Here is a 21,798-nt window from a genome sequence, read left to right as displayed (position 1 = left end):
ATTGACCCCATGACCTTCCCTAAGCTGGACACGCGCACCCTCACGCTGCTGGAGGCGGAGCAGGCGCTAGCGATAGCGAGCGAGGGACGGGCGACGGCCGAAACATTGGCGGGCCTCAGCACCCACCCCGACAGCCGGGTACGAGCACAAGTGGCGCGGCACCCCAACACGCCGGTGGAGGTGCTGGCGAGCCTGGCGGCCACCTTTCCCCGCGAGGTGCTGGACAACCCCGGCCTGCCGCTCATGCGCCTTGCCCGACCCCACCTGCTCAACGTCTTTCCCGCCGAGGGCGTGACCGCGCTGCTCGCCCTGCCGAACACTCCGGGCTGGGTGCTCGATGGAGCTGCACGACACGAGGATTTCAGTGTCCGGGCGGCCCTGGCAGCGCGCTCGGAGCTGGGGGCCCAGTCGGTCGAGACCCTCGCGGGGGACCCCAGTTGGCAGGTGCGCGAGGCGGTCGCGGGACGGCCCGACCTCCCCGAAGCCCTGCTGCGTCAACTCGCCGCCGACGAGGACTACGACGTGCGCAAGGCCGTCGCTGCCCGGCCCGACCTCCCCGGCGACGTGCTGCGAACGCTTGTGGGGGACGCACACGGCACCGTGCGAGCCAGTGTGGCCCGGCGGCTTGACCTGCCGCTGGACTGCCTGCTTAACCTCGCCACCGACGAGGACACCGATGTCCTCACGACCCTGGCGCGGCGAGTTGACCTCCCGCGCAGCGTTCGCGCGTGGCTGGCCGAACACGAGCACCCCAGCGTGCGCGCCGCAGCCCTGCAAGCCTGGAACGTGCCCGGCCCCTGGCTCAACCGCGCCGAACATGACGCCGAAGCCGAGGTTCGTGCGGCCCTTGCCCGCCGCCCCGATCTCCCCCCCGACCTGCTGATTCGTCTCGCTGCCGACGAGGCCGAGATGGTCCGCCGCGCTCTGCTCGAGCGCAATGACCTCCCCGAGGAGGCCACCGTGTTCCTCGCCCGCGCGCCCGAGCAGGACATCCGCCTGCATGTTGCCAGCGCCGAGGGCCTCACGCCCGCCGTGCTGAACGTGCTGCTCGAAGATCCTGACACCGCCATCCGCACCATCCTCGCCGTGCGGCCCGACCTCGGCTCGGAGCGACTCGCTCGGCTTGCCGGTGACCGGGAAGCGGAGGTGCGCCGCGCCGTCGCCTACGCCGAACACCCCGGCGAGCATGTGCTCACCACGCTGGCTGCCGACCCCAACGCCGGGGTACGCCGCGCCGCGGCCCGTCACCGCGACCTCCCCCCAGCTCTGCTGCCCGCCCTGGCCGCCGACCCCGACGAGGGCGTGCGGCTGGCCGTGGCCGGACGCGAAGACCTGCCCGCCGAACTGCGCGAGCTGTTGAGCCGGGACCCGGATGAGAGCGTGCGGGCGGAGGTGGGAGGCGGCTCCGCCTAAAGCGGGATGCCCGCGCGGACGAGCAGAACAGACGGCCGGAGCCCTCCTCGTGGTTGGGGTGCCGCTGGGAAGCGTTCGCCCTGCTTGCCCCCCAGCCGTACCGAAGCTTCTGCCCTGCCGCCTCAGCTCGCGCGCTCAGGCCTTCGCCAGATTGGCGAACTTCACCAGCAGCTTCTTGGTGCCCGCCGACGGGAAATGCACCGTCACCTCCTGCCGGTCCCCCACCCCCGCCACGGCGAGCACCTGACCTTCCCCGAACTTGGGATGCCGGACCTTCTCGCCGCCGCGGTAGGCCAGGCTCTCGGTCATGGGGCTGGTGTTTTTCACGGCGCTGGGGCGCGCGGGGGCCGTGGGGCGGTACTCCTTCCAGCTCCTCGCGCGCTGATCGATCACCTGGCCGTAGGCGTCCACCGTGTCGAAGCCGCCCCCGATCTCCTCCAGAAAGCGGCTGTCCTCGGTCGCGACCGTCTTGCCGTACTGCAGGCGGTTTTGCGCGGCGGTCAGAAAGAGGCGTTCCATCGCGCGGGTAATGCCCACATAGAACAGGCGCCGCTCCTCCTCGATGCCGCCCGGCTCGATCAGGGCATTCCTGCTGGGAAGGAGGCCCTCTTCGACCCCCACGATAAACACCACCGGGAATTCCAGCCCCTTGGCATTGTGCAGGGTCATCAGGGTGACGGCATCTTCGGGCACGTCCTTGTTTTCCCGTCCTGCGCGCAGATCGTCGACGCTGGAAAGAAGCGCCGCGTCATCGAGAAAATCGGCTATGGTCCCCTCGTGTTCTTGTGACCACTCCTCAGCGGCGTTCACCAGTTCGTCAAGGTTCTCCATCCGCACCTGACCCTCTTGCCCTTCTTGCCGCAGGAGGTCAAGGTACCCACTTGTCTCGATCACGTAGCGCAGGAACGGCGCCGGTTCATAGTTATCGGCGGCCTCGCTCATCGCGTGCATCAGTCCTGCAAACTCCACGGCCTTCTGCGCGCCCCGCTCCAGGATGTGGAGGTTTTGGGCTTGGGCACAGGCGGTCAGGATGGACGTGCCGTTCACCCGCGCCCACTCCATCAGCCGTTCCAGCGCCGCGTCCCCGATGCCGCGCTTGGGCCGTCCGATGATGCGCCGCAGCGCCACATCATCCTCCGGGTTGATGGCGAGGCGGGCGTAGGCCAGGATGTCCTTGATCTCGCGGCGGTCATAGAAACTCACGCCCCCCACGATTTTCGCTGGAATCTGCACCCGGCGCAGCGACTCCTCCAGGACGCGGGACTGGGCGTTGGTGCGGTACAACACCGCGATGTCCGAAAATGGCCGACCTTCGCCGTGCAAGCGGGTCACCCACTCGGCCACAAAATCGCCCTCGGCTCGGTGATCGCTCGCACGGTGAAAGAGGACCGGGTGTCCATCTTCCTTCACGGCACGCAGAGTCTTTTCCAAGCGTTCGGCATTGTTCTCGATCAGCTTGTTGGCAAGGGCGAGAACGCGGGCGCTGGAGCGGTAGTTGTGCTCCAGCATGTAGACCTTGGCATCGGGATAATCTTTTTGGAAATCGAGGATATTTTGAATATCGGCACCTCGAAAGCGGTAGATCGACTGGTCGGGGTCGCCCACCACAAGCAGATTTCTATCCCTTGAGGCCAGGAGCCGTGTCAATTCATACTGCGCCCTATTCGTATCCTGGTACTCGTCCACATGGATAAAACGGGCACGGTCTTGCACGCGCTCGAGGACAGCGGGAACTTCTTGAAAAAGCCGGACGGTTTCCGTAATCAGGTCGCCGAAATCAATCGCGTTCTGCCCCTTCTTGCGCGCCTCGTAGCGGCGGTAGGCTTCGGCGGCCGCCTCACGCGGCAGACCACTGATCCAGGGCTCAGGAGAGCGGGCGAGGTCAGCCGGTGTGTGCAGGTTGCTCTTGGCGCGGTCAAGAATGGCGCGCAGAACGCGGGGGTTGCTGTCCGGACCGATGCCGGGAATGCTCCCCATGATCTCCTTGAGGACGTCAAGCTGATCGTCGTCGTCGTAGATCACGAAGCCGCGCTTGAGGCCGATGTACTCGCCGTAGGCCCGCAGAATCCGGACGCCCGCGCTGTGAAAGGTGCTTATCCACAGGCGGTCTGCGCCCTTGACGAGGTGCTGGGCGCGTTCGCGCATCTCGGCTGCCGCCTTGTTGGTAAAGGTCACGGCCAAGATCTCGCTGGGGTCTACGCCGTAATGCCCGATCAGGTGCGCGATGCGGTAGATCAGCGTGCGCGTCTTGCCGCTGCCCGCCCCGGCAATCACCAGGGCGGGGCCGGTGTAGTGGTTGGCAGCCTGCGCCTGATTGGGGTTGAGCTGGGACAAGAGGGAAGATTCAGGCAGGTCCGGCGCGAGAGTCACCGGGGAATTCTAGCAGGGCCGGTTCTGTCTGCGACGTAACAACAAAGGGGAGCTGTTCCCCTCGCGGTGCCGCCTTTTGCCGTGCCTAACCCTGTTACCCTCCCCTGCATGGAGCGCACGACGAGCATCGCCCTGGGCAGCGTGGGGGTGGCCGCCGTCGTGCTGGCCCTGAAGTTTCTCGCCTACCTGTTGACCGGCAGCGTCGCCCTGTACTCGGACGCCCTAGAAAGCATCATCAACGTGGCGGCGGCCCTTGCCGCGCTGATCGCCCTGCGGGTGGCTGCCCGGCCCGCCGACGCCAACCATCCCTATGGCCACAGCAAGGCTGAATACTTCAGCGCCGTCGCCGAGGGTGTCCTCATTGTGCTGGCGGCCTTGAGTATCGCGCGGGAGGCCGTTCCCGCCCTGCAACACCCTCGCCCGGTGGACGCGGCCCCCGCCGGCCTGCTTGTCAATCTCGGTGCCAGCGTGCTCAACGCGCTGTGGGCCGGCGTGCTGCTGCGGGCGGGACGGGCCGCCCGGTCACCGGCCCTGCTCGCCGACGGCCGCCATGTTCTGGCGGACGTGGTGACCAGTGTGGGCGTGCTGATGGGCGTCCTGCTCGCGCACCTCAGCGGCCTGCACTGGCTGGATCCGGCGCTGGCCCTCCTGGTGGCCCTGAATATCCTTTGGAGCGGGTGGGCCCTGATGCGCGAGAGTGTGGGGGGGCTGATGGACGCCGGAGTCGATCCGGCCACCGAAGCCCGCCTGCGGCAAGCGATGAGCGAACATGCCGAAGGAGCGCTCGAGATGCACGACCTGCGCACCCGGCACGCGGGCCGCATGACCTTTATTGAGTTTCACCTGGTCGTGCCGGGCCAGATGACGGTACAGGAGGCACACGCCATCTGTGACCGCCTAGAGGACGCTATCCGCGCCGAGATCGCGGGTGCGGCCGTGACCATTCACGTGGAACCGCAGGACAAAGCCAAGCACCATGGCGTGCTCGTGCTCTAGGCCCTGCGCCGAGAGCCCAAAGGGCGGCCAGGAGTCATCCCGGCCGCCCCCTCACCCGGTTGGCCTCAGTGGGTGCCCTGGCTGGGCCGCTCGCTGTCACCCCTGCCCTCTTCGGGGGTGTAGGTCAGGCACTGGGCCATCTGGCCACTCATAGCCACTTCAATCTGCCCGGCGTGGCACTCATGACTCTCGTTGTAACGGCAACTGGTGGCGTCACAACGGCCCACAATGCTCGTCTCGTTGCTGCGATGGTCATTCATGGGGTGACCTCCTGCGCGTAGGGTGCCCCAGCCCTCCCCCGACAACCGTAAGCCGTCCCGCAAAATGAAGCTTAGACTACAAATCTGACTTTCCCGCTCTGTTTTGGGGCTCAGTTCATCAGAGAACCGCGAATGCCCTGAGCGCAGGCGATGCGGTGAGCGACCGCCTGGGCATCGAGGAGGCCGTGTTCACGCAGGCCCGCTGCGACGACCTCCACTTCTGCCCAGTGTCGGCGCAGGGCAGCTCGGGCCCGCGCTTCCAGCACCGTCAGGTAGGCTTCTTGCACCTCCGCCTCTTCAGGCTGGATCAGGGCTGCGCCGAGGAGGGCGCGAGCAGCGCGTTCGCCTGCGCCTTCTGGCTGGGGCAGCCCCAGCAACCGCGCCGCCGCCGACTCCGCAAGAGACACCAGCACCACGTCTTCGAGCAGGCCGCGGTTGAGCGCCAGCGCCTGCGGGTGTGGCTGTGCAGCAAACGTCACGCCCCCTTCCAAAGCCACCTGCTTCAGGCGCAGGGGCGCACGCGGGTGCAGGTGGGCCAGCACCGCCTCGGCTGCCAGCAGCAGCGAGCGGGTGCGAAGATCAGCCGAAAGCTGGGTCTGAGGCAGGGAAGCAGGCAACGTTCTGGTCATAATCCCGAGTCCTGCACTAGGATATAGAGCAAATCTTGAGAAAACAGCACCCCGGCCCCGCCTGTCCAGGCAAGCGGGCCACCCGTGCCGGAGCTACACCTTCAGCTCGTCCTTCACTGCCCGAAAGCGGTCTTCCAAAAAGCGCTGATGGGTGAGCAGTTCCTGACCGCTCGTCCGCAACGCCACCTCGAGGAGATCCTGTACGGCATTGAGCAGGAGGTCGAGCTGTTCGCGCAGCAGGTCACGCCCCGTCTTGCCGTCTCGCAGAGGGGCAGTGTTGGCCAGCGTGGGCGGCAGCTTGAGGTAGGCCTGAACTGCCGTCGGGGTGTACTCGTCGCGTATGGCACGGGCCAGATAGGCCGCCTCACTGCCCGACTGTCCTAGGTGATTCAGCGTGGCCAGCGCCTCGCGGGTTCGCAGGTCGAGGGCGGCGAGCTGCGCGCGGGCCTCTCCCGGCAGGCGTTCGTCACGCAGAAAGGAGGACAGGAGGTCCGGCGCAGCGGACGAAGGCGGCGGCTTTCGGGCCCCGGCCTTCTTACGCGCCGCTCCAGCTGCCACCCTCTCTGCACGGGTGTTCCAGCCCGGCAAACTGCCCCCCTGCTCGAGCGGCGCCGGGGACCTCTGCAGGGCACCAGACACTCTGCGGCTCCCGCTGAGGACGGCGGTGAGCAGCCAGATCACGCCCATCACAGAGAGCGGAAAAAGCAGCCACCCGGCCCCCAGCGCCATGAACAACACGCCCGCCGTCCATCCGGCCAGCAGCGCCGGACCGTGTGTGCGCCAGCGGTGAAAGGACCGGGCACCGAAAAAGCCCAGGAGCATCCCCGCCGCCGGGTGAACGGCCCACTCTGCACCCAGCAGGCGCGCGAGCACCAGCCCAGCCGCCGCCCATACCACAGCCGGCCACTCCCGGCTCCGCCCCCCGAAGAGCACGGAGGCCCAGAACACCAACGCGAGGGCGGCGAGCGGGTGCACCATCCATTCGAACATGCTCCACCCTACGCCCTCTTCTCACCGGAAGTTTCTCAAGCAGAAGGAGCCGGGCCCGACGCCCCATGCCTTATTTGCGGAAGCTGGGGTTGAGAATCTTTTTGCGCAGGCGAATGCTCTGTGGGGTGAGTTCCACCAACTCGTCTTCGGCGATGTATTCCAGAGCGTCTTCCAGGGTGAGACGCCGGGGCGGCGTCAGGGTGAGCGCCTCGTCCGAGCCCGCCGCGCGGATGTTGGTGAGCTTCTTGTTCTTGCAGACATTCACGTTCATGTCCTGCTCGCGGGCGTTTTCGCCCACGATCATGCCCACGTAGACCTCTTGGCCGGGCTCGATGAAGAAGGTGCCGCGATCTTGCAGCTTAAAGATGGAGTAGGCGAAAGCCACCCCGTCTTCCATGCTGACGAGAGAACCGTTCTGGCGGGTCTTGAATTCACCGGCCCAAGGCGCGTACCCGTCAAAGATGTGGCTCATGATGCCCTCGCCCTGGGTCATGGACAGAAACTGGGTCCGGAAGCCAAAAAGCGCGCGGGAAGGAATCTTGAATTCCACGCGCACGCGGCTTCCCTGGGGCTCCATGTTCACCATCTGGCCCTTGCGTGCGCCCAGCACGCCGATCACACCGGAGGCAAAAGCTTCCGGCACGTCAATCACGAGGTGCTCGACCGGCTCATGCTTCACGCCGTCAATCTCGCGGGTAATGACCTGCGGCGCGCCCACCTGCACCTCGTAGCCTTCCCGGCGCATCGTTTCGAGCAGGATGGAAAGGTGCAGCTCACCGCGGCCCGAGACCTTGAACTCGTCGGGCCGGATTTCTTCGACCCGCAGGGACACGTTGGTCATCACCTCGCGCCGCAGGCGATCGCCGAGGTGACGGGAGGTGACGTACTTGCCCTCGCGGCCCGCAAAGGGCGACGTGTTCGGCTGAAAGATCATGCTGACCGTCGGCTCGTCCACCGTGATCACGGGCAAAGCCTCGGGATCGGCCAGGTCAGCGACCGTCTCCCCGATCTGCGCGTCCTCAATCCCAGCGAGGGCCACGATATCCCCGGCACCCACCTCGTCCACCTCGATGCGGCGCAGACCCAGGTGGGTAAAGGGCTGAATCACGCGGGTCTTGGTCATCGTGCCGTCCTTGTGGATCAGCTGCACGAATTCGCCCTTCTTTACCCGGCCGCGCTGCACTCGCCCCAGCACGATGCGGCCCAGGTACTCGGAGTAGTCGAGGTTGGTGACGAGCATCTGAAAGGGCGCGTCCAGGTCGACCTTGGGCGCAGGAATATGCTCGAGCACCATGTCAAACAGCTCGTGCATATCGGGCTGGGGGTTGTCCAGGTCCTTAAAGGCCCTGCCTTCGCGGGCGACGGCGTACAGGATAGGAAAGTCGAGCTGATCCTCATTGGCCCCCAGCTCGGCCATCAGGTCGAACGTGAGGTTGACGACCTCTTCCGGACGGGCGTCCTGGCGGTCAATCTTGTTCACCACAACGATGGGCTTAAGGCCGAGTTCGATGGCCTTGCGCAGCACGAAACGGGTCTGGGGCATCGGGCCTTCGGCTGCGTCCACCAGCACGAGGCAGCCGTCCACCATCCCGAGCACGCGCTCGACCTCACCACCGAAGTCGGCGTGGCCAGGCGTGTCCACGATGTTGATCTTGACGCCCCTGTATTCGACCGCCGTGTTCTTGGCGAGGATGGTGATCCCGCGCTCGCGTTCGAGGTCGTTAGAGTCCATCGCACGTTCAGCGATCTCCTCGCCGTGCTTGAGTTCGAGTGTCTGCTTGAGCATGCCGTCAACCAGCGTGGTCTTGCCGTGGTCGACGTGGGCGATAATGGCGATGTTGCGGTATTCCATGATTTGGCTCCCTTGCTCGGAGCGGCTGGCTCTCAGCGCTTAGCTTTCAGCCATCAGCTCGGTTGTTGGCACGAAAAAGCCCGCCGCACGGCAACGCTTGGACCTCGTTGCGGGCGTGGGCGGGATACCCAAAGGGAGAGTTTAACAGATTTGTGCGGCGCCGTCAGCGGCCAGCTGCAGCTCCCGCCGAGGAGGCGCGGCGGCTGGAGTGGTCTCCTTCGGCAAACTCCTCGATGATCTTGCGGTTAAAGGCAGGAAGATCGTCCGGATTGCGGCTGGTCACGACGCCCTTGTCGGTCACACACGGCTCGTCCACCCACTCGGCCCCGGAGAGGGTCAGCTCGCGCCGCAGGCTGGGCCAGCTCGTCATGCGCAGGCCCTGGCTGATGCCCGTCTCCGAAAGACTCCAGGGGCCGTGACAAATCGCGGCGATGGGCTTACCCGCGTCGTACATCGCACGCACAAAGCGCATCGCCGCCTCGTCCAGCCGCAGCTTGTCGGGGTTGACGGTGCCGCCGGGCAGCAGCAGGCCGTCATAGTCTTCGGGCTGTGCCTGCGCGACCACCCGGTCGACTCGGTAGGTGCCGGCAGGCTTCACGTCCCCGTTCATCGCCTGAATCTCGCCCGGCTTGAGGCTGAGGAGCTCGGTGGTCGCCCCCGCCTCCTCAACCGCCTGACGGGGGCTGGTCAGTTCGATTTCCTCTACACCATCGGCCGCCAGGATGGCGATCTTTTTGCCCTGCAAGCGCTGCGTCGTCATGTCCCTAGGTTGACCGCCCCAGATGGCAAGACGCCGAGAATGGGCTTCAGCCAGGCTTGAACAAACCTCGCCCCAGGCACCACCACTTCTGCTACCCTATCTCCACCTAACGAGCGTTTGTTTCTGCCCCTGGAGGTCCGGCATGAAAAGCAAAAACGAGTGGCTAGCGAGCGTCTATCAGCCTGCCATCCAGAAGTTTCCCGAGCGCAAGTACAACTTCAAGAACCTGTCGGACATGGAGCCCGACCCGATCTACACGGCGGATGACCTGAAAGACTGGGACGCAGAGCGTGACCTGGGCTATCCCGGCGAGTTTCCGTACACGCGCGGGGTGCAGCCCTCGGTGTACCGCGGCAAGCTCTGGACCATGCGCATGTTTGCGGGCTTCGGCAGCGCCGAGCAGACGAACGAACGCTTTCACGCTCTCCTCAAAGCCGGGCAGACCGGTCTTTCGACCGCCTTTGACCTCCCGACCCTGATGGGCTACGACTCCGACCACCCCTTCTCCAAAGGCGAGGTGGGCAAGTGCGGCGTCGCGGTCAGCAGCCTGGCGGATATGGAGATTCTCTTCCGGGGCATCGATCCCGAACAGGTGACGACCTCCATGACCATCAACAGCCCTGCCAACGCGATCTGGGCGATGTACATCGCCAATGCCCAGAAGCAGGGCAAGGACCTGACCAAGATCGGCGGCACCATTCAAAACGACATCCTCAAGGAATTCATCGCGCAAAAGGAGTTCATCTTTCCGCCCGCTCCCAGCGTGAAGCTGGTGATCGACACCTTCGAGTGGGGGCCGCGCGTGGTGCCCAAGTGGAACTTCATCTCCGTGAGTGGCTACCACATCCGTGAGGCGGGCGCAACGGGCGTGCAGGAACTCGCCTTTACGCTCGCGGACGGCTTTCACTACGTCGAAAAGGCGCTGGAACGTGGCCTGGACATCGACGAATTCGCGCCGCGCATCTCCTTTTTCTGGGACATCCACAACGACTTTTTTGAGGAGATCGCCAAGCTGCGGGCCGCCCGCCGGATCTGGGCGCGGCAGATGCGGGACCGCTACGGGGCCAAAAATCCGAGGTCGTGGATGCTGCGCACGCATTCACAGACCGCCGGGGTGTCTCTGCCCGCGCAGCAGCCGCTCAACAACATCGCCCGCGTGGCGATTCAGGCCCTTGCCGCCGTGCTGGGCGGCACCCAGAGCCTACACACCGACGCCTTTGACGAGGCGCTGGCCCTTCCTACCGAGGAGGCCGCCACCATCGCCCTGCGCACCCAGCAGATCATCGCCTACGAGACCGGCGTGGCCGGAGTAATCGATCCCCTCGCGGGCAGCTACTACGTCGAGAAGCTCACGAACGACATCGAGGCCGCCGCCATGGGCTACATCGAGCAGATTCGCGCGATGGGTGGCGTGGAGGCGGGCATCGAGAACGGCTTTTTCCAGCTCGAGATGGCCGAGGCCGCCTACCGCTATCAGCAGGAGGTCGAGCGGAAAGAACGCATCATCGTCGGGGTGAATGAGTTCGTGCAGGACACGGTAGAGGTGCCCATCCAGCTCATCGACCCGGAAGTCGAGCGCGTCCAGGCAGCTCGTTTGGCCCAGGTGCGCCGTGAGCGTGATCCCCAGCGGGTCGAGGCGGCCCTGAATGCCCTGCGCGACGCCGCCGTGACGGGTGCCAACACCATGCCTGCCTTCCTGGAGTGTGCTCATGCCTACGCCACCCTGGGCGAACAGATGGACACCCTGAAGAAGGTGTACGGGGAGTACGTGGAGCCGGTGCTGGTGTAGTCGCCCGCAAAGACAAGAAGGGGGGCATTCCAACCGGAATAGCCCCTCTTCCTTCGTTTCGCCGGTATCTGTCTGCTGGCCGCGCTCAGAACGTATAGCTCTTGGGCACCACCACCACCCCGTTTTCCGTGACGGTAAAGCCGCGCCCGCGGTCCTCGTCGTGGTTGAGGCCGATTCGGGTTCCGGGGGGAATGGTCACGTCCTTGTCCACGATCACGCGGCGTAGGTGGGAGTGGCGACCCACCTCGACGTTATCGAACAGCACGCAGCTTTCGACCAGGGAATAGGAGTGGGTACGGACGTTGCGGCTGAGGATGGAGTCACGTACCGTTCCGCCGCTGACGATCACGCCCCCGGCCAGGATGGAGTTAAAGGCTTGACCCTTGCGGCCTTCGGCCTCGTGAACAAATTTGGCGGGCGGGCTGAATTCGCTGCTTGTCCGCAGCGGCCACTCGGGGTTATAGATGTCAAACTCCGGATTGACACTCACCAGGTCCAGGCTGGCCTCAAAGTAGGCGTCCAGTGTGCCCACGTCGCGCCAGTAGAGGTTAGGCCCGCTCTGACCGGGAATGGGGTTGCGGTGAAAATCATAGGCCTGGACGTGGTAGCCGTCGGCCAAGGCGCGTGGCAGCACGTTATGGCCGAAGTCAAAGCCCTGCTCGTCACCGCTGATGCTGGTATGCAGGAGCTCTTCGAGCGCCCGGCGCGAGAAGATGTAGTTGCCCATGCTGGTGAGGCTGGTGTTCGGGTCATTCGGCAGGCCCGGTGGGTCCTGGGGCTTTTCCAGAAATTCCGTCACGCGCCAGCGGTCGTCCACCTGCATGACGCCAAACTGGTGCGCCCGGCTCCGGGCCATCGGATAGGCCGCGATGGTGACGTCAGCGCGGGCATCCATATGGGCCTGAAGCATGTGCTCAACATTCATCTTGTAGATGTGGTCACCGCTGAAGATCGCCACATAATCGGCGTTAAAGTTGTCGATCAGATGCATATTCTGATAGACGGCATCGGCGGTCCCGCGGTACCACACGGCGCCGAGTTCCTCATAGCGGTACATCTGGGCAGGCACCAGGGTGATGAAGTAATCCTGCAAAAAAGTCCCAAAGCGCCAGCCGCGCTGAATATGCTCGGTCAGGCTCTGCGCCTTGTACTGGGTCAGGACATAGATCGAAAACACGCCGGAGTTGATGAAGTTGTTGATCGCGAAGTCGATGATGCGGTACTTGCTGCCAAAGGGCACGGCGGGCTTGGAGCGCTTGAGGGTCAGGGGCGCAAGACGGGAACCCTGACCGCCCGCCAAAATCATGCCGAGAACGCGTGGCTTCATGTGCTTCCCCCCTAAACGCCGCCAGGAGGCGGGATGACCGGACCTGCCGGGGTCCTATGGGCTGAATATCCCCCTGGAGGCGCAGAAACGGTGCTGCTCGGCGTTCAGTGTAGCGGGTTGACGGCCACAGCAGGAGCGGCCTGCGGAAAAGCAGGCAAAACGTAAAGAATGCATGGGGATGTTCGCTCAGGTGCTGCTCGCCTCCTGCAAAAAGGCCGTCAACGCCGCCGCGGTCTCTGCGGGTGAAGCAGGAACGCTGCCCAGTTGGGTCCGGATCCAGGTCAGTTGCCGTTTGGCATACTGCCGCGTGGCGAGCGTGATCCGCTGGGCCGCCTCCTGCGGGTCAAGCAGCCCCGCATGAAGGGCGAGCGCCTCATGGTAGCCCAGAGCCTGCCAAACGGTGGGGCGCGGTTCCCGATCAGGGGGCACCTGCCGGGCGAGCCAGGCAGCCTCCGCAGGCCAACCCTGGGCCAGCATCGCCCGGGTGCGGGCGGCAACGCGCGCCTCCAGCTCTGGCCAGGGGCGCGTGAAGGCAAACAGGCGGTAGCGGAAGGCGGGCGGGCTGTACCCGAACTCCCCCGGAAAGCGGCCCGTTCGCCGGTACACCTCCAGCGCCCGGACCACCCGGCGCGGGTTACGCTCCAGCCGAGCCGCCTCCGTGGGATTGACCGCCGCCACCTCCGCAAGCAGAGCGTCCAGGCCGCGCGCCTTGAGTTCAGCTTCCACCTCGGCCCGCACCAGCGGATCAGCGGGAGGCGTGAGCGGCAACCCGCGCACCAGGGCCGAGAGGTAAAAGCCGGTGCCGCCCACCACCAACGGCAGCCGGCCACGAGCGAGCACAGCGGCAATTGCCCGTTCTGCCTCGCGGGTGTAGCGGGCCACATCGTAGTCCTCTGTCACCTCAGCCACGTCGAGGAGGTGATGCGGGACTTCGGCGCGCTCGGCAGGGGTAGGCTTGGCCGTGCCGATATCCAGACCGCGGTAGACGGTAAAGGCGTCCGCCGCGATCACCTCCACGCCGAACTGCCGCCCCACCGCGAGCGCAAGGGCACTTTTCCCCGCCGCGGTCGGGGCCGTCAGGAGAGGAACGGCAGGCACGGGCGCGATTCTAGAGGTTTTCCGGGCCAGGATGAGAAACCGTTGGTTGTTCTGTGTTCCGAACTGAACCACCGCGCTGGAGACGAATGGTAGCGTACAGGCATGAACGAACCCGTTCTCGCCCGTCTCCAGCACCTGATGAACCTCCGCGAGGAGGTCGAGACGCTTGGCCTGGGCGGACCATGGACGCCGCCTGCCGACTGGGTGGATGAGGGTACCCACCTGCGGCTCCTTCTCGACGTGCCGGGTGTCGATCCGGAAACGCTCGAACTGCACACGGAGGGGCACAGCGTGACGGTCGCGGGCCGCCGCGAATCCCCCGAGCGCACCCTCAGCGCGGAGCGGCCCAGTGGCATCTTTACCCGCACGCTCACCTTTCCCGAACCCGTTCTCCCGCAAAGCGGCCAGGCGAACCTAAGCGCCGGCGTGCTGAGCGTCCGCTTCGAGAAACGTCATCCCACCATCGATGTCAACGCCAGCGAGCCCAATCAGGCATGACACCCTGGGTTGACCTGTCGCGCGCCGCCCACTACCATAAGCAGGTTGCTGACAGCAGCCGCAACGGGCGGTTAGCTCAGCGGTAGAGCGTTCGCCTTACAAGCGAAGGGTCGGGGGTTCAAATCCCTCACCGCCCACCATCAGGTTGCAAAACCCCACCCCTACGGGTGGGCTTTGTTTTTGTGATCATAAATCTGTCTTGACGTCTTGCTCACCCTGTCGGGGAAGGAGGCCCAACCGATTGCCGCTGGACAAGGATGGTGGGCACGACGAGGGTCCGCGCCGCTCGCTGGCCCGCGATTCCGGCAAGGAGAACCTGGATTGCTTCCCGAGCCAACCGGCTGTAGTTGTGGCTCACGCTGGTGAGCGGCGGAGACACGATCTGGGCGGGGAACACGTCGTCGAAGCCCACCACCGAGAACGTTTCAGGCACCGCCATTCCAGCGGCGCGGGCCGCCTGCAGGACGCCCGCCGCCACCAGATCGTTGATGCACACCAGAGCCGTGGGCCGCTCTGGAGCCCGCAGGAGGTGGCCTAAGGCGTTCACGCCCGCCTGAATCGTCAGCCCCGTGAAGTGCACCCAGGTGTCGGGTGCCGCCGGACAGAACTCGCGGTACACCCGCAGTTTGGCAAGGCTGCTGGTGACATCCTCCTGCCCCCCCAAAAACGCGATCCGCGTATGCCCGCGCTCCCGCAGGTGCCGCAACACCTGGCGCATGCCGCCTTCCTCATCGGAACTCACACTGGACAGAAGGTCCACGTTCGGCAGATCGCCGTTGACTGCGACGACGGGAACGCGCTCGGCCACCTCCTGCACGATCCGCAGGCTCTCCGGCTCAGGGCGCGGATGGTTGGTGAGGCCTCCCAGGAAAAGCAGGCCGTCAACCTGCCGCTCAAGCAGGCTGTGCAGGTAGGTACGTTCCAGTTCCGGGTTGCTGGTGGTGTTGCCCAGCACCACGGAATAGCCATGCTCGAAGGCGTGCACTTCGAGTTGCAAGAAAAGCTGCGCGAAGTACGGGTTGGTGATGTCCGGCAGGATGCAGCCGATGGTGTTGGAGCGGCGGTGATAGAGGGTCTGTGCGACGCGGTTGGGGCGAAACCGCAGCTCGTGTATGGCGTGCTCGACCCGCGAACCTTTTTGCTGGGCTGTGGAGCTCCGCTCGCGAGCAGCATTGGTCTGGTGGATGCCATGCGTACCGGCCCGGATGTCGCGCCCTTCTGGGACGAGGAGTCACGCCGGATCTGGTTGGGTGACGGCACCGGTCCCAGCGCACGAAATGCGCTGCACACCGCGCTGAGCCGCTGGTACCAGCACACCTGGTATCAGCCCGACCCCGACGTGATGATCGCTCGGCGCGAACTTAGCCTGCTGAACAACGATGAACGCGGCGCCCTGCTGGGTCTGCTTGACGTGATCGGCGGGCTGCGGGCAAGCAGCGATCCCCTCCAGCTGCTGGACGCCCCGGCGCTGGAGCTGCTGCGCCGCAGCCTGGAGCTGAGCCGTCCAGACCGTCCCCGGACCCTCACACGCAGCTTCGGCCCGGCCGTCACCCATTTCACCCGTGGCACATTCAACCTGCTCGACGTGCCTACAGGCGGCCTAGCACCGCACAGCTACAGCAGTGCGCCCCTCCCCGCCGGTGGGCGAGAAGCGCTGAGGTGCCGTTCCGGGCCGGAAGGAGTGGCCTCAGCACTGGAAGAGACAGATCCTTTCGCCTGATCGCCCCGTTTGCCCTTCCATAGCTATGAAAATGCGGTTTCCTTCGCCTCATGTTAGAAGGCTGGGGAACGAATCAGCCTCCGGCCAACCTCAAGGCCGCTCGTCCCCCGGCGCCTCCGACTCATCCGCACCGCTGGTCCCCCGCCCCGCGAAGGTGCTGCGGGTGTCCTGCGGAGTGACGCTCGTTCCCGAAGTGGCGTCCGTCCCGGTGCTGTAGGGGCTGGCGGCGTGGGGCAGGTCCGGGTTGTCCTGAGGGGAACGGGTGCCGCCCCGCATGTGCTGCATATTCGCCCCAAAGGGGCCGTCTCCCTCATCCCGGTGCTGCTCTACGGCGTCACGGTCCGGGGGTTCAGGCCGTTTGAGGGCTTCTCCGGGGTCAGTGTCGTGCTCCGGTTCTCGCCGTTCTTGATCCTGGTCCACCTGCTCCTCCCCGTACTCCCTGTCTTTGGTCACACCGCCCCGCTATCACGCTGAAACCAGTCGATCGTACTGCGGTTTTGCTGCCTAGCTTCGGCACACTAAAGGAACGATGTATGTCTGTGGCAGGACGGCCAGCTCCTGGCTGGTTAGAGTTGGGGGGTCCAAAAAGTACACCTCCAGGAGGCAGTTTTGACACCGACAGACATCGAAGTGCGCGTGAACGGCGTCACACAACGCGCGCGGCTGGGCGAACCGCTCATCGAGGTTCTGGGCCGCTCCGGGCTGGAGTTGCCGCAGGTGTGCTATCACCCGCAGCTCGGCCCCATCCAGACCTGTGACACCTGCCTCGTGGAGGTGGATGGCCACCTCGTGCGGGCCTGCGGGACACCAGCCGCAGCGGGCATGAGTGTGCTGACCGAGACCAGCGGAGCGCGGGAGGGGCGAGCGGCTGCGTTTGACCGCCTGCTGGGAAATCACCTGCTGTACTGCACCGTCTGCGACAACAACAACGGGAACTGCGTGGTCCACAACACCACCGCCCTGCTGAAGGTGGATCACCAGGTCACGCCCTATCACCCCAAGCCGTACCCCAAGGACGAATCCAACCCCTTCTACCGCTACGACCCGGACCAGTGCATTCTCTGCGGACGCTGCGTGGAAGCCTGCCAGAACCTTCAGGTAAACGAGACCCTGACGATCAACTGGGAAGACCCGCACCCCCGCGTGCTGTGGGACGGCGGGCGACCTGCGGGCGAAAGCAGCTGCGTGAGCTGCGGTCACTGCGTCTCGGTCTGCCCCTGCAACGCATTGATGGAAAAATCCATGCTGGGCGAGGCGGGCCTGATGACCAACCTGCCCCTGCCGGTATTTCAGTCCGCGGTAGACCTGGTCAAGGCCGCCGAACCCAGCATCGGGTACGGGCCGATTCTCCAGCTCTCGGACACCGAGGCGGCGATGCGCGAAGGAAGCATCAAGCGCACCAAGACGGTCTGCACCTACTGCGGCGTGGGCTGCTCCTTTGAGGTGTGGACCAAAGAACGCCACATCCTGAAGATCGAGCCGACACACGGCCCGGCAAACGGCGTCTCGACCTGCGTCAAGGGCAAGTTTGCCTGGGACCACATCAACAGTGACAAGCGCCTCACCACGCCGCTGATCCGCGAAGGCGAGCGCTTCCGCGAGGCCAGTTGGGAGGAGGCCATCTCGTTGATCGCCCGCCGGTTCACCGAGGCGCGGGCGAAGTACGGTCCGGACGCCCTGGCCTTTATCGCCTCCTCGAAGTGCACGAACGAGGAAGCGTGGCTGATGCAAAAACTCGCGCGGGCCGTGATCGGCACAAACAATATGGATAACTGCTCGCGTTACTGCCAGTCCCCGGCCACCATGGGTCTGTGGCGCACCGTTGGGTACGGCGGCGACAGCGGCAGCATCACCGATCTGGAACAGGCAGGCCTGGTGATCGGCATCGGCACGAACACCGCCGAATCACACCCGGTGCTCGCCACCCGCGTCAAGCGCGCCCACAAGCTGCGCGGACAGCGGCTGATCGTGGCGGACCTGCGCGAGCACGAGATGGCGCAGCGCGCTGACCTCTTCATCCGCCCCAACCCCGGCACGGACATGGTGTGGATCGCGGCGGTCACGAAGTACATCCTTGACGAGGGCCTCGAGGACCGGGACTTTTTGCAGAAGTGGGTGAACGGCCTGGACGAGTTCCGTGCGAGTCTGGCGCCGTATACGCTGGCCTACGCCGAGGAGGTCACGGGCATCCGCCAAGACACCCTCAAGCAGATCGCTCATGAGATTGTGCAGGCGGACGGTACCTGCATCATGTGGGCGATGGGGGTCACGCAGCAGTGCAGCGGCTCGGAAACCTCCACTGCAATCAGCAACCTGCTGCTGGTGACCGGGAACTACATGCGGCCCGGCGCCGGCTCGTACCCGCTGCGCGGCCATAACAATGTACAGGGGGCTTCGGACATGGGGGCCATGCCCAACTTCGTGGGGGGCTACCAAAGCGTCGAAGATCCCGCCGTGCGCGCCAAGTTCGCCGCGAAGTGGGGCGTAGAGCTGCCGACCAACAAAGGCCTGGATAACCACGAGATGGTCCACGCGATCCACGAGGGCACCCTGAAGGTGATGTACCTCAAGGGCGAAGAGATGGGCATCGTGGACTCCAACGCCAACTACGTGGACGCCGCGTTCGAGAAGCTGGAATTCTTTGTCGTGCAGGACATGTTTTTCTCGCACACAGCCTCCTTTGCGGACGTGGTGTTGCCCGCCAGCCCCTCGCTGGAAAAGGACGGCACCTTTACCAATACCGAGCGGCGCATCCAGCGCCTGTACCGTGCCCTGGAACCCTTGGGAGACAGCAAGCCCGACTGGGAGATTCTCCAGCTCATTGCCAACGCGTTGGGAGCGGGCTGGAACTACACGCACCCCGCTCAGATCATGGAGGAGGTCGCCAGCCTCGTGCCGCTGTATGCGGGCGTGACCTACGAGCGGCTGGAGGGCTTCAGATCGCTGCAATGGCCCGTCCTGCCGGATGGGAGCGATACCCCCCTTCTCTTTACCGAGGGTTTTCCCTTCCCCGACGGCAAGGCGCGGCTGTACCCGGCCCGGTTTATTCCGCCCCTGGAGACACCGAACGACGAGTACGACCTGCATCTCAACAACGGGCGGATGCTGGAACACTTCCACGAGGGCAACATGACCTTTAAGTCCGCTGGAATCACCGAGAAGGTGCCGGGCACCTTTGTGGAGGTCTCGCCGGAACTCGCGGCCGAGCGTGGTCTGGAAAGCGGGCGGGAGGTACGCTTGGTGTCGCGGCACGGGGCGGTACGGGTCAAGGTCCACGTCACGAACCGCGTGCAGGGCAAGCAGCTCTACATGCCCATGAACACGCCCGACGCGCGGCAGGCGGTCAATCGCCTCACCGGCAGCCACACCGATCCCAGCACGCACACCCCTGCCTACAAGGACACGGCGGTGCGGATGGAACTTCTCCCCGAGGTGGGCGAGAATCCGTTGCCCCGGGTCAACCACCGCTACGGGCATCCCACGCCGCAGCGGGGCGTTGAGGTGGAGCGCAAGTGGCGGCGCGCGGACTACCGCTTCCCGGGCAGTGACCCCAACCGCACCCGTATGGCCCACCACGACGCGCCCCAGCTCACGGGAGGGGATGACTGATGGCCAAGCCGCTCGACTTCGATCCGCGTGAGCTGCTGCCCACCCCACAGGAGCGCGTCGCGGCGAGCACCGCCGAGAGTGCCGACGCCATCGCAGAAGCCCTGGAGCTGCTACGCGAGCTGCATGAGCACCGCGTTCTGCACACCCTGGTTCGCGTGGTGCGGGGCGGCGAGGGGCTCAGCTTCCATGCCCTGGAGATCCTCAACGAGCCGGGCAGCGTACGGGCCATTCGCAACGGGCTCGAACTGATCAAGGCGCTGGGAAGCATCGAGCCGGGTGCTCTCTCGGCCGTTACGGGCGCGCTCGCTCAGGGGATGCGTGAGGGCGCCCGCCGGGTCGAGGCGGGTGAGCGGGCGGGTCTGGGGGACATCCTTTCTCTCGCCCGTGACCCGGATGTAGGGCTCGCCCTGGCCGCCCTGCTCGGCGTGCTGCGGGGCTTTGGCCGAGCACTGCGTGAGGAGCAGGCCCCCCCGAACGTTCCGCACACCTGACCCCTATGTCTCGGTCCACCGGCCGCCCCGTCCTTACCTTCCGTAGAGGTGAGGTCACCCCTCGCACCGACGAAGTGGTGACCGAAGAACCTCTTGAGCTTCGCCTGCTGCACGGTGGGGAGGAATATCCCGTCAGCGTCACCATGCGGACGCCCGGCCACGACGAGGAACTCATCCTGGGCCTCCTGCACGCCGCGGGCGTGATCGAGCGTGCCGCCGACGTGCTTGCCCTGGAGCCCTGGCGGTCGGAGCACGTGACGCAGGACAACGTGTTGCGGCTGCGGCTGCGTTCCGGTCTGGACGCCCTCACGGTCCTTTCCCGCCCTACCTTCACAAGCAGCGCCTGCGGCGTGTGCGGCAGCGGCAGCATCGAGCGCCTCGCCCTACGGGCCGTGCCCCCCCGCTGGACCGCCCCACCCCTCTCGCCTGAGCTGGTCTGTGACCTGCCGCGCCGATTGCGCGAGGAGCAAGCTCTCTTTAGCGCAACCGGTGCCCTACACGGCGCAGGTCTCTTTACCCCGGTGGGTGAGTGCCTGGTGGTTCGGGAGGATGTCGGGCGACACAACGCCGTCGACAAGGTGGTAGGCTGGGCGCTACAGCGTGACCTGCTGCCCCTTTGGGACCACGTGCTCGTTGTGAGTGGCCGGGTCGGCTTCGAGATCGCGCAAAAGGCGGCGCTGGCGGGAATTCCAGTGGTCTGCGCTGTTTCTGCACCCAGCAGCCTCGCCGCGGACGTGGCAGAGAGCTTTGGTCTCACACTCGCCGGGTTCATTCGCGACGGGCGCTTCAACGTCTACACCCTGCCGGAGCGGCTTGCCCTTCCTGCGGTCCCCGCACCGACCTGACTCGCACTCTTCCCAGCCGTGACAAGGAGGTCACATGTCGTTTCTAGACCGTGAGCATTCCGTCGCCGAACCCGGCTTCAATCGCTGGCTGGTGCCGCCCGCCGCCCTCGCCGTTCACCTCTCCATCGGGCAGATCTACGCCTACAGCGTCTTCAACAAGCCGCTCAGCGAGTACGGGGGCTGGAGCCTGCTCGCCGTCGGCGTGATTTTTCAGATCGCCCTGGCGATGCTGGGCGCGTCTGCCGCCCTGTTCGGCAAATGGGTGGAGCGGGTCGGCCCACGTCAGTCGATGTTTACTGCCGCGTGCTTCTTCGCGGGCGGGTTTCTGGTCGCGGCACTGGGCGCTGCGACCAAGCAGCTGTGGCTGATCTACCTGGGAAACGGCCTTCTAGGGGGGATTGGCTTGGGCATCGGCTACATCTCGCCCGTCTCTACCCTGATCAAGTGGTTTCCCGACCGTCCCGGCGTAGCCACCGGCATGGCCATCATGGGCTTCGGGGGCGGCGCTATGATCGCCTCGCCCCTCTCTGTGGCCCTGATGAACCGCTTCGGCGGGGGCGTCCCCACCAACGGCATCACCGCGACGTTCCTGACCCTGGCCGTGATCTACTTCGCGTTCATGATGTTCGGGGTCTTCACGGTCCGGGTGCCGCGGGAGGGCTGGAAACCCGCGGGGTACGTGCCCCCGACCAAGGCCGGTAACAGCATGGTCACCACGGCGAATGTCACCGTTGAAAACGCTATGCGGACCCCGCAGTTCTGGCTGCTGTTCGCCGTGCTGTTCCTCAATGTGACGGCGGGGATCGGCATCCTGGGTCAGGCCTCTGTGATGATTCAGGAGATGTTTTCGGCCGAGGTGGTCGGAGCCGCCGGAGTGACGGCCGCCGCTGCCGCAGGCTTCGTGGGTCTGCTGAGCCTCTTTAACATGGGAGGGCGCTTCTTCTGGTCGTCCCTGTCCGACCGAATAGGGCGCAAGCCCACCTACGCCGTCTTCTTCTCGCTGGGAGCGGTGCTGTACTTCCTGATTCCCCTCACCCAGGAGCTGCGCAGCGTCGCGCTGTTTGTGGCCTGCTGTGCGGTCATCCTCACCATGTACGGCGGCGGCTTCGCCACCATCCCCGCCTACCTGCGGGACCTGTTCGGCACGCTCA

Annotated in this window: 19 protein-coding genes and 1 tRNA gene (1 of these 20 only partly in view); 10 read left to right on the top strand and 10 right to left on the bottom strand. The window is 65.4% G+C overall.

What is annotated here, in order from left to right; all coding sequences use genetic code 11:
• Positions 1–9 precede the first annotated feature (9 nt).
• On the top strand, positions 10–1,413 hold the full coding sequence (locus EI73_RS02600; protein ID WP_034387570.1) for a hypothetical protein: 1,404 nt from the start codon (positions 10–12) through the stop codon (positions 1,411–1,413).
• 135 nt (positions 1,414–1,548) lie between these two features.
• Here the strand turns inward: EI73_RS02600 and EI73_RS02595 are convergent, their stop codons facing one another.
• Positions 1,549–3,783, bottom strand: coding sequence for an ATP-dependent helicase (locus tag EI73_RS02595; protein ID WP_034383922.1), 2,235 nt, complete (start codon positions 3,781–3,783; stop codon positions 1,549–1,551).
• 108 nt (positions 3,784–3,891) lie between these two features.
• Between EI73_RS02595 and EI73_RS02590 the strand changes: the two genes are divergently transcribed.
• Positions 3,892–4,779: a cation diffusion facilitator family transporter gene (locus tag EI73_RS02590; protein WP_034383918.1), complete on the top strand. Its 888-nt coding sequence runs from the start codon at positions 3,892–3,894 to the stop codon at positions 4,777–4,779.
• 65 nt (positions 4,780–4,844) lie between these two features.
• Here EI73_RS02590 and EI73_RS02585 read toward each other — a convergent pair whose 3' ends face one another.
• From EI73_RS02585 to EI73_RS02565, 5 genes are all read right to left on the bottom strand, one after another.
• Positions 4,845–5,039: a DUF1540 domain-containing protein gene (locus tag EI73_RS02585; RefSeq protein WP_034383915.1), complete on the bottom strand. Its 195-nt coding sequence runs from the start codon at positions 5,037–5,039 to the stop codon at positions 4,845–4,847.
• Between the two features lie 110 nt (positions 5,040–5,149).
• Positions 5,150–5,668, bottom strand: a complete 519-nt coding sequence (locus EI73_RS02580) for a hypothetical protein (RefSeq protein ID WP_034383910.1) — start codon at positions 5,666–5,668, stop codon at positions 5,150–5,152.
• 93 nt (positions 5,669–5,761) lie between these two features.
• Positions 5,762–6,658 carry a hypothetical protein gene (locus EI73_RS02575; protein WP_034383900.1) on the bottom strand — a complete coding sequence of 299 codons (897 nt, stop codon included), beginning with the start codon at positions 6,656–6,658 and terminating at the stop codon, positions 5,762–5,764.
• 70 nt (positions 6,659–6,728) lie between these two features.
• Positions 6,729–8,510, bottom strand: coding sequence for a translational GTPase TypA (gene typA, locus EI73_RS02570; protein ID WP_034383898.1), 1,782 nt, complete (start codon positions 8,508–8,510; stop codon positions 6,729–6,731).
• A 163-nt stretch (positions 8,511–8,673) separates the two neighbouring features.
• Complete coding sequence (locus EI73_RS02565) at positions 8,674–9,270, bottom strand: type 1 glutamine amidotransferase domain-containing protein (protein WP_034383895.1); 597 nt, start codon at positions 9,268–9,270, stop codon at positions 8,674–8,676.
• 142 nt (positions 9,271–9,412) lie between these two features.
• On the opposite strand from EI73_RS02565, the gene EI73_RS02560 reads away from it, so the two are divergent.
• The gene (locus EI73_RS02560; RefSeq protein ID WP_034383892.1) at positions 9,413–11,059 is read left to right on the top strand and encodes a methylmalonyl-CoA mutase family protein; all 1,647 of its coding nucleotides are present in this window, start codon (positions 9,413–9,415) and stop codon (positions 11,057–11,059) included.
• An 85-nt stretch (positions 11,060–11,144) separates the two neighbouring features.
• On the opposite strand, the gene glgC is transcribed toward EI73_RS02560, so the two are convergent.
• The gene (gene glgC / locus EI73_RS02555; RefSeq protein ID WP_034383890.1) at positions 11,145–12,386 is read right to left on the bottom strand and encodes a glucose-1-phosphate adenylyltransferase; all 1,242 of its coding nucleotides are present in this window, start codon (positions 12,384–12,386) and stop codon (positions 11,145–11,147) included.
• A 186-nt stretch (positions 12,387–12,572) separates the two neighbouring features.
• Entirely contained in the window at positions 12,573–13,484 is a 912-nt protein-coding gene (miaA, locus tag EI73_RS02550) for a tRNA (adenosine(37)-N6)-dimethylallyltransferase MiaA (protein ID WP_034383889.1), read from the bottom strand.
• Positions 13,485–13,586: 102 nt separating this feature from the next.
• Between miaA and EI73_RS02545 the strand changes: the two genes are divergently transcribed.
• On the top strand, positions 13,587–13,982 hold the full coding sequence (locus EI73_RS02545) for an Hsp20/alpha crystallin family protein (RefSeq protein ID WP_034383886.1): 396 nt from the start codon (positions 13,587–13,589) through the stop codon (positions 13,980–13,982).
• 65 nt (positions 13,983–14,047) lie between these two features.
• Positions 14,048–14,122, top strand: a tRNA-Val gene (locus tag EI73_RS02540).
• A 71-nt stretch (positions 14,123–14,193) separates the two neighbouring features.
• On the opposite strand, the gene EI73_RS02535 is transcribed toward EI73_RS02540, so the two are convergent.
• Entirely contained in the window at positions 14,194–14,979 is a 786-nt protein-coding gene (locus tag EI73_RS02535; protein WP_231557268.1) for a substrate-binding domain-containing protein, read from the bottom strand.
• Between EI73_RS02535 and EI73_RS02530 the strand changes: the two genes are divergently transcribed.
• Complete coding sequence (locus EI73_RS02530) at positions 14,950–15,702, top strand: hypothetical protein (protein ID WP_231557267.1); 753 nt, start codon at positions 14,950–14,952, stop codon at positions 15,700–15,702. The two genes, EI73_RS02535 and EI73_RS02530, sit on opposite strands and share 30 nt — an antisense overlap.
• Positions 15,703–15,792: 90 nt before the next feature.
• Here the strand turns inward: EI73_RS02530 and EI73_RS02525 are convergent, their stop codons facing one another.
• Positions 15,793–16,155 (bottom strand): hypothetical protein, encoded by a 363-nt coding sequence (locus EI73_RS02525; protein ID WP_197050735.1) that lies wholly within the window; start codon positions 16,153–16,155, stop codon positions 15,793–15,795.
• 156 nt (positions 16,156–16,311) lie between these two features.
• On the opposite strand from EI73_RS02525, the gene fdhF reads away from it, so the two are divergent.
• From fdhF to EI73_RS02505, 4 genes are all read left to right on the top strand, one after another.
• A complete protein-coding gene (gene fdhF / locus EI73_RS02520) occupies positions 16,312–19,311 on the top strand; it encodes a formate dehydrogenase subunit alpha (protein WP_034383883.1) in 3,000 nt (999 codons plus the stop codon).
• Positions 19,311–19,802 carry a DUF1641 domain-containing protein gene (locus EI73_RS02515; RefSeq protein ID WP_034383882.1) on the top strand — a complete coding sequence of 164 codons (492 nt, stop codon included), beginning with the start codon at positions 19,311–19,313 and terminating at the stop codon, positions 19,800–19,802. The genes fdhF and EI73_RS02515 overlap by 1 nt, the downstream gene beginning before the upstream one ends.
• Positions 19,803–19,879: 77 nt before the next feature.
• Positions 19,880–20,647, top strand: coding sequence for a formate dehydrogenase accessory sulfurtransferase FdhD (gene fdhD / locus EI73_RS02510; protein WP_231557266.1), 768 nt, complete (start codon positions 19,880–19,882; stop codon positions 20,645–20,647).
• 34 nt (positions 20,648–20,681) lie between these two features.
• On the top strand, positions 20,682–21,798 hold the 5' portion of the coding sequence (locus tag EI73_RS02505) for an OFA family MFS transporter (protein WP_034383880.1). 284 nt of this gene lie beyond the right edge of the window; only the first 1,117 of its 1,401 coding nucleotides appear in the window; the start codon lies at positions 20,682–20,684; the stop codon falls past the right edge of the window.

It is taken from the genome of Deinococcus sp. YIM 77859 (assembly GCF_000745175.1).
Classification (GTDB): domain Bacteria; phylum Deinococcota; class Deinococci; order Deinococcales; family Deinococcaceae; genus Deinococcus.
Note: the sequence above shows the minus strand (reverse complement) of the source record. Positions and strands in the feature narration are given on the sequence as shown.

Excerpts from the sequence above, each read along its gene's own strand:
- EI73_RS02560 (WP_034383892.1), top strand. The coding sequence starts at position 9,413 with ATGAAAAGCAAAAACGAGTGGCTAGCGAGCGTCTATCAGCCTGCCATC.
- EI73_RS02575 (WP_034383900.1), bottom strand. The coding sequence starts at position 6,658 with ATGTTCGAATGGATGGTGCACCCGCTCGCCGCCCTCGCGTTGGTGTTC.
- EI73_RS02565 (WP_034383895.1), bottom strand. The coding sequence starts at position 9,270 with ATGACGACGCAGCGCTTGCAGGGCAAAAAGATCGCCATCCTGGCGGCC.
- EI73_RS02515 (WP_034383882.1), top strand. The coding sequence starts at position 19,311 with ATGGCCAAGCCGCTCGACTTCGATCCGCGTGAGCTGCTGCCCACCCCA.
- glgC (WP_034383890.1), bottom strand. The coding sequence starts at position 12,386 with ATGAAGCCACGCGTTCTCGGCATGATTTTGGCGGGCGGTCAGGGTTCC.
- EI73_RS02585 (WP_034383915.1), bottom strand. The coding sequence starts at position 5,039 with ATGAATGACCATCGCAGCAACGAGACGAGCATTGTGGGCCGTTGTGAC.
- EI73_RS02530 (WP_231557267.1), top strand. The coding sequence starts at position 14,950 with ATGCTCGAAGGCGTGCACTTCGAGTTGCAAGAAAAGCTGCGCGAAGTA.
- typA (WP_034383898.1), bottom strand. The coding sequence starts at position 8,510 with ATGGAATACCGCAACATCGCCATTATCGCCCACGTCGACCACGGCAAG.
- EI73_RS02580 (WP_034383910.1), bottom strand. The coding sequence starts at position 5,668 with ATGACCAGAACGTTGCCTGCTTCCCTGCCTCAGACCCAGCTTTCGGCT.
- EI73_RS02590 (WP_034383918.1), top strand. The coding sequence starts at position 3,892 with ATGGAGCGCACGACGAGCATCGCCCTGGGCAGCGTGGGGGTGGCCGCC.
- EI73_RS02600 (WP_034387570.1), top strand. The coding sequence starts at position 10 with ATGACCTTCCCTAAGCTGGACACGCGCACCCTCACGCTGCTGGAGGCG.
- EI73_RS02545 (WP_034383886.1), top strand. The coding sequence starts at position 13,587 with ATGAACGAACCCGTTCTCGCCCGTCTCCAGCACCTGATGAACCTCCGC.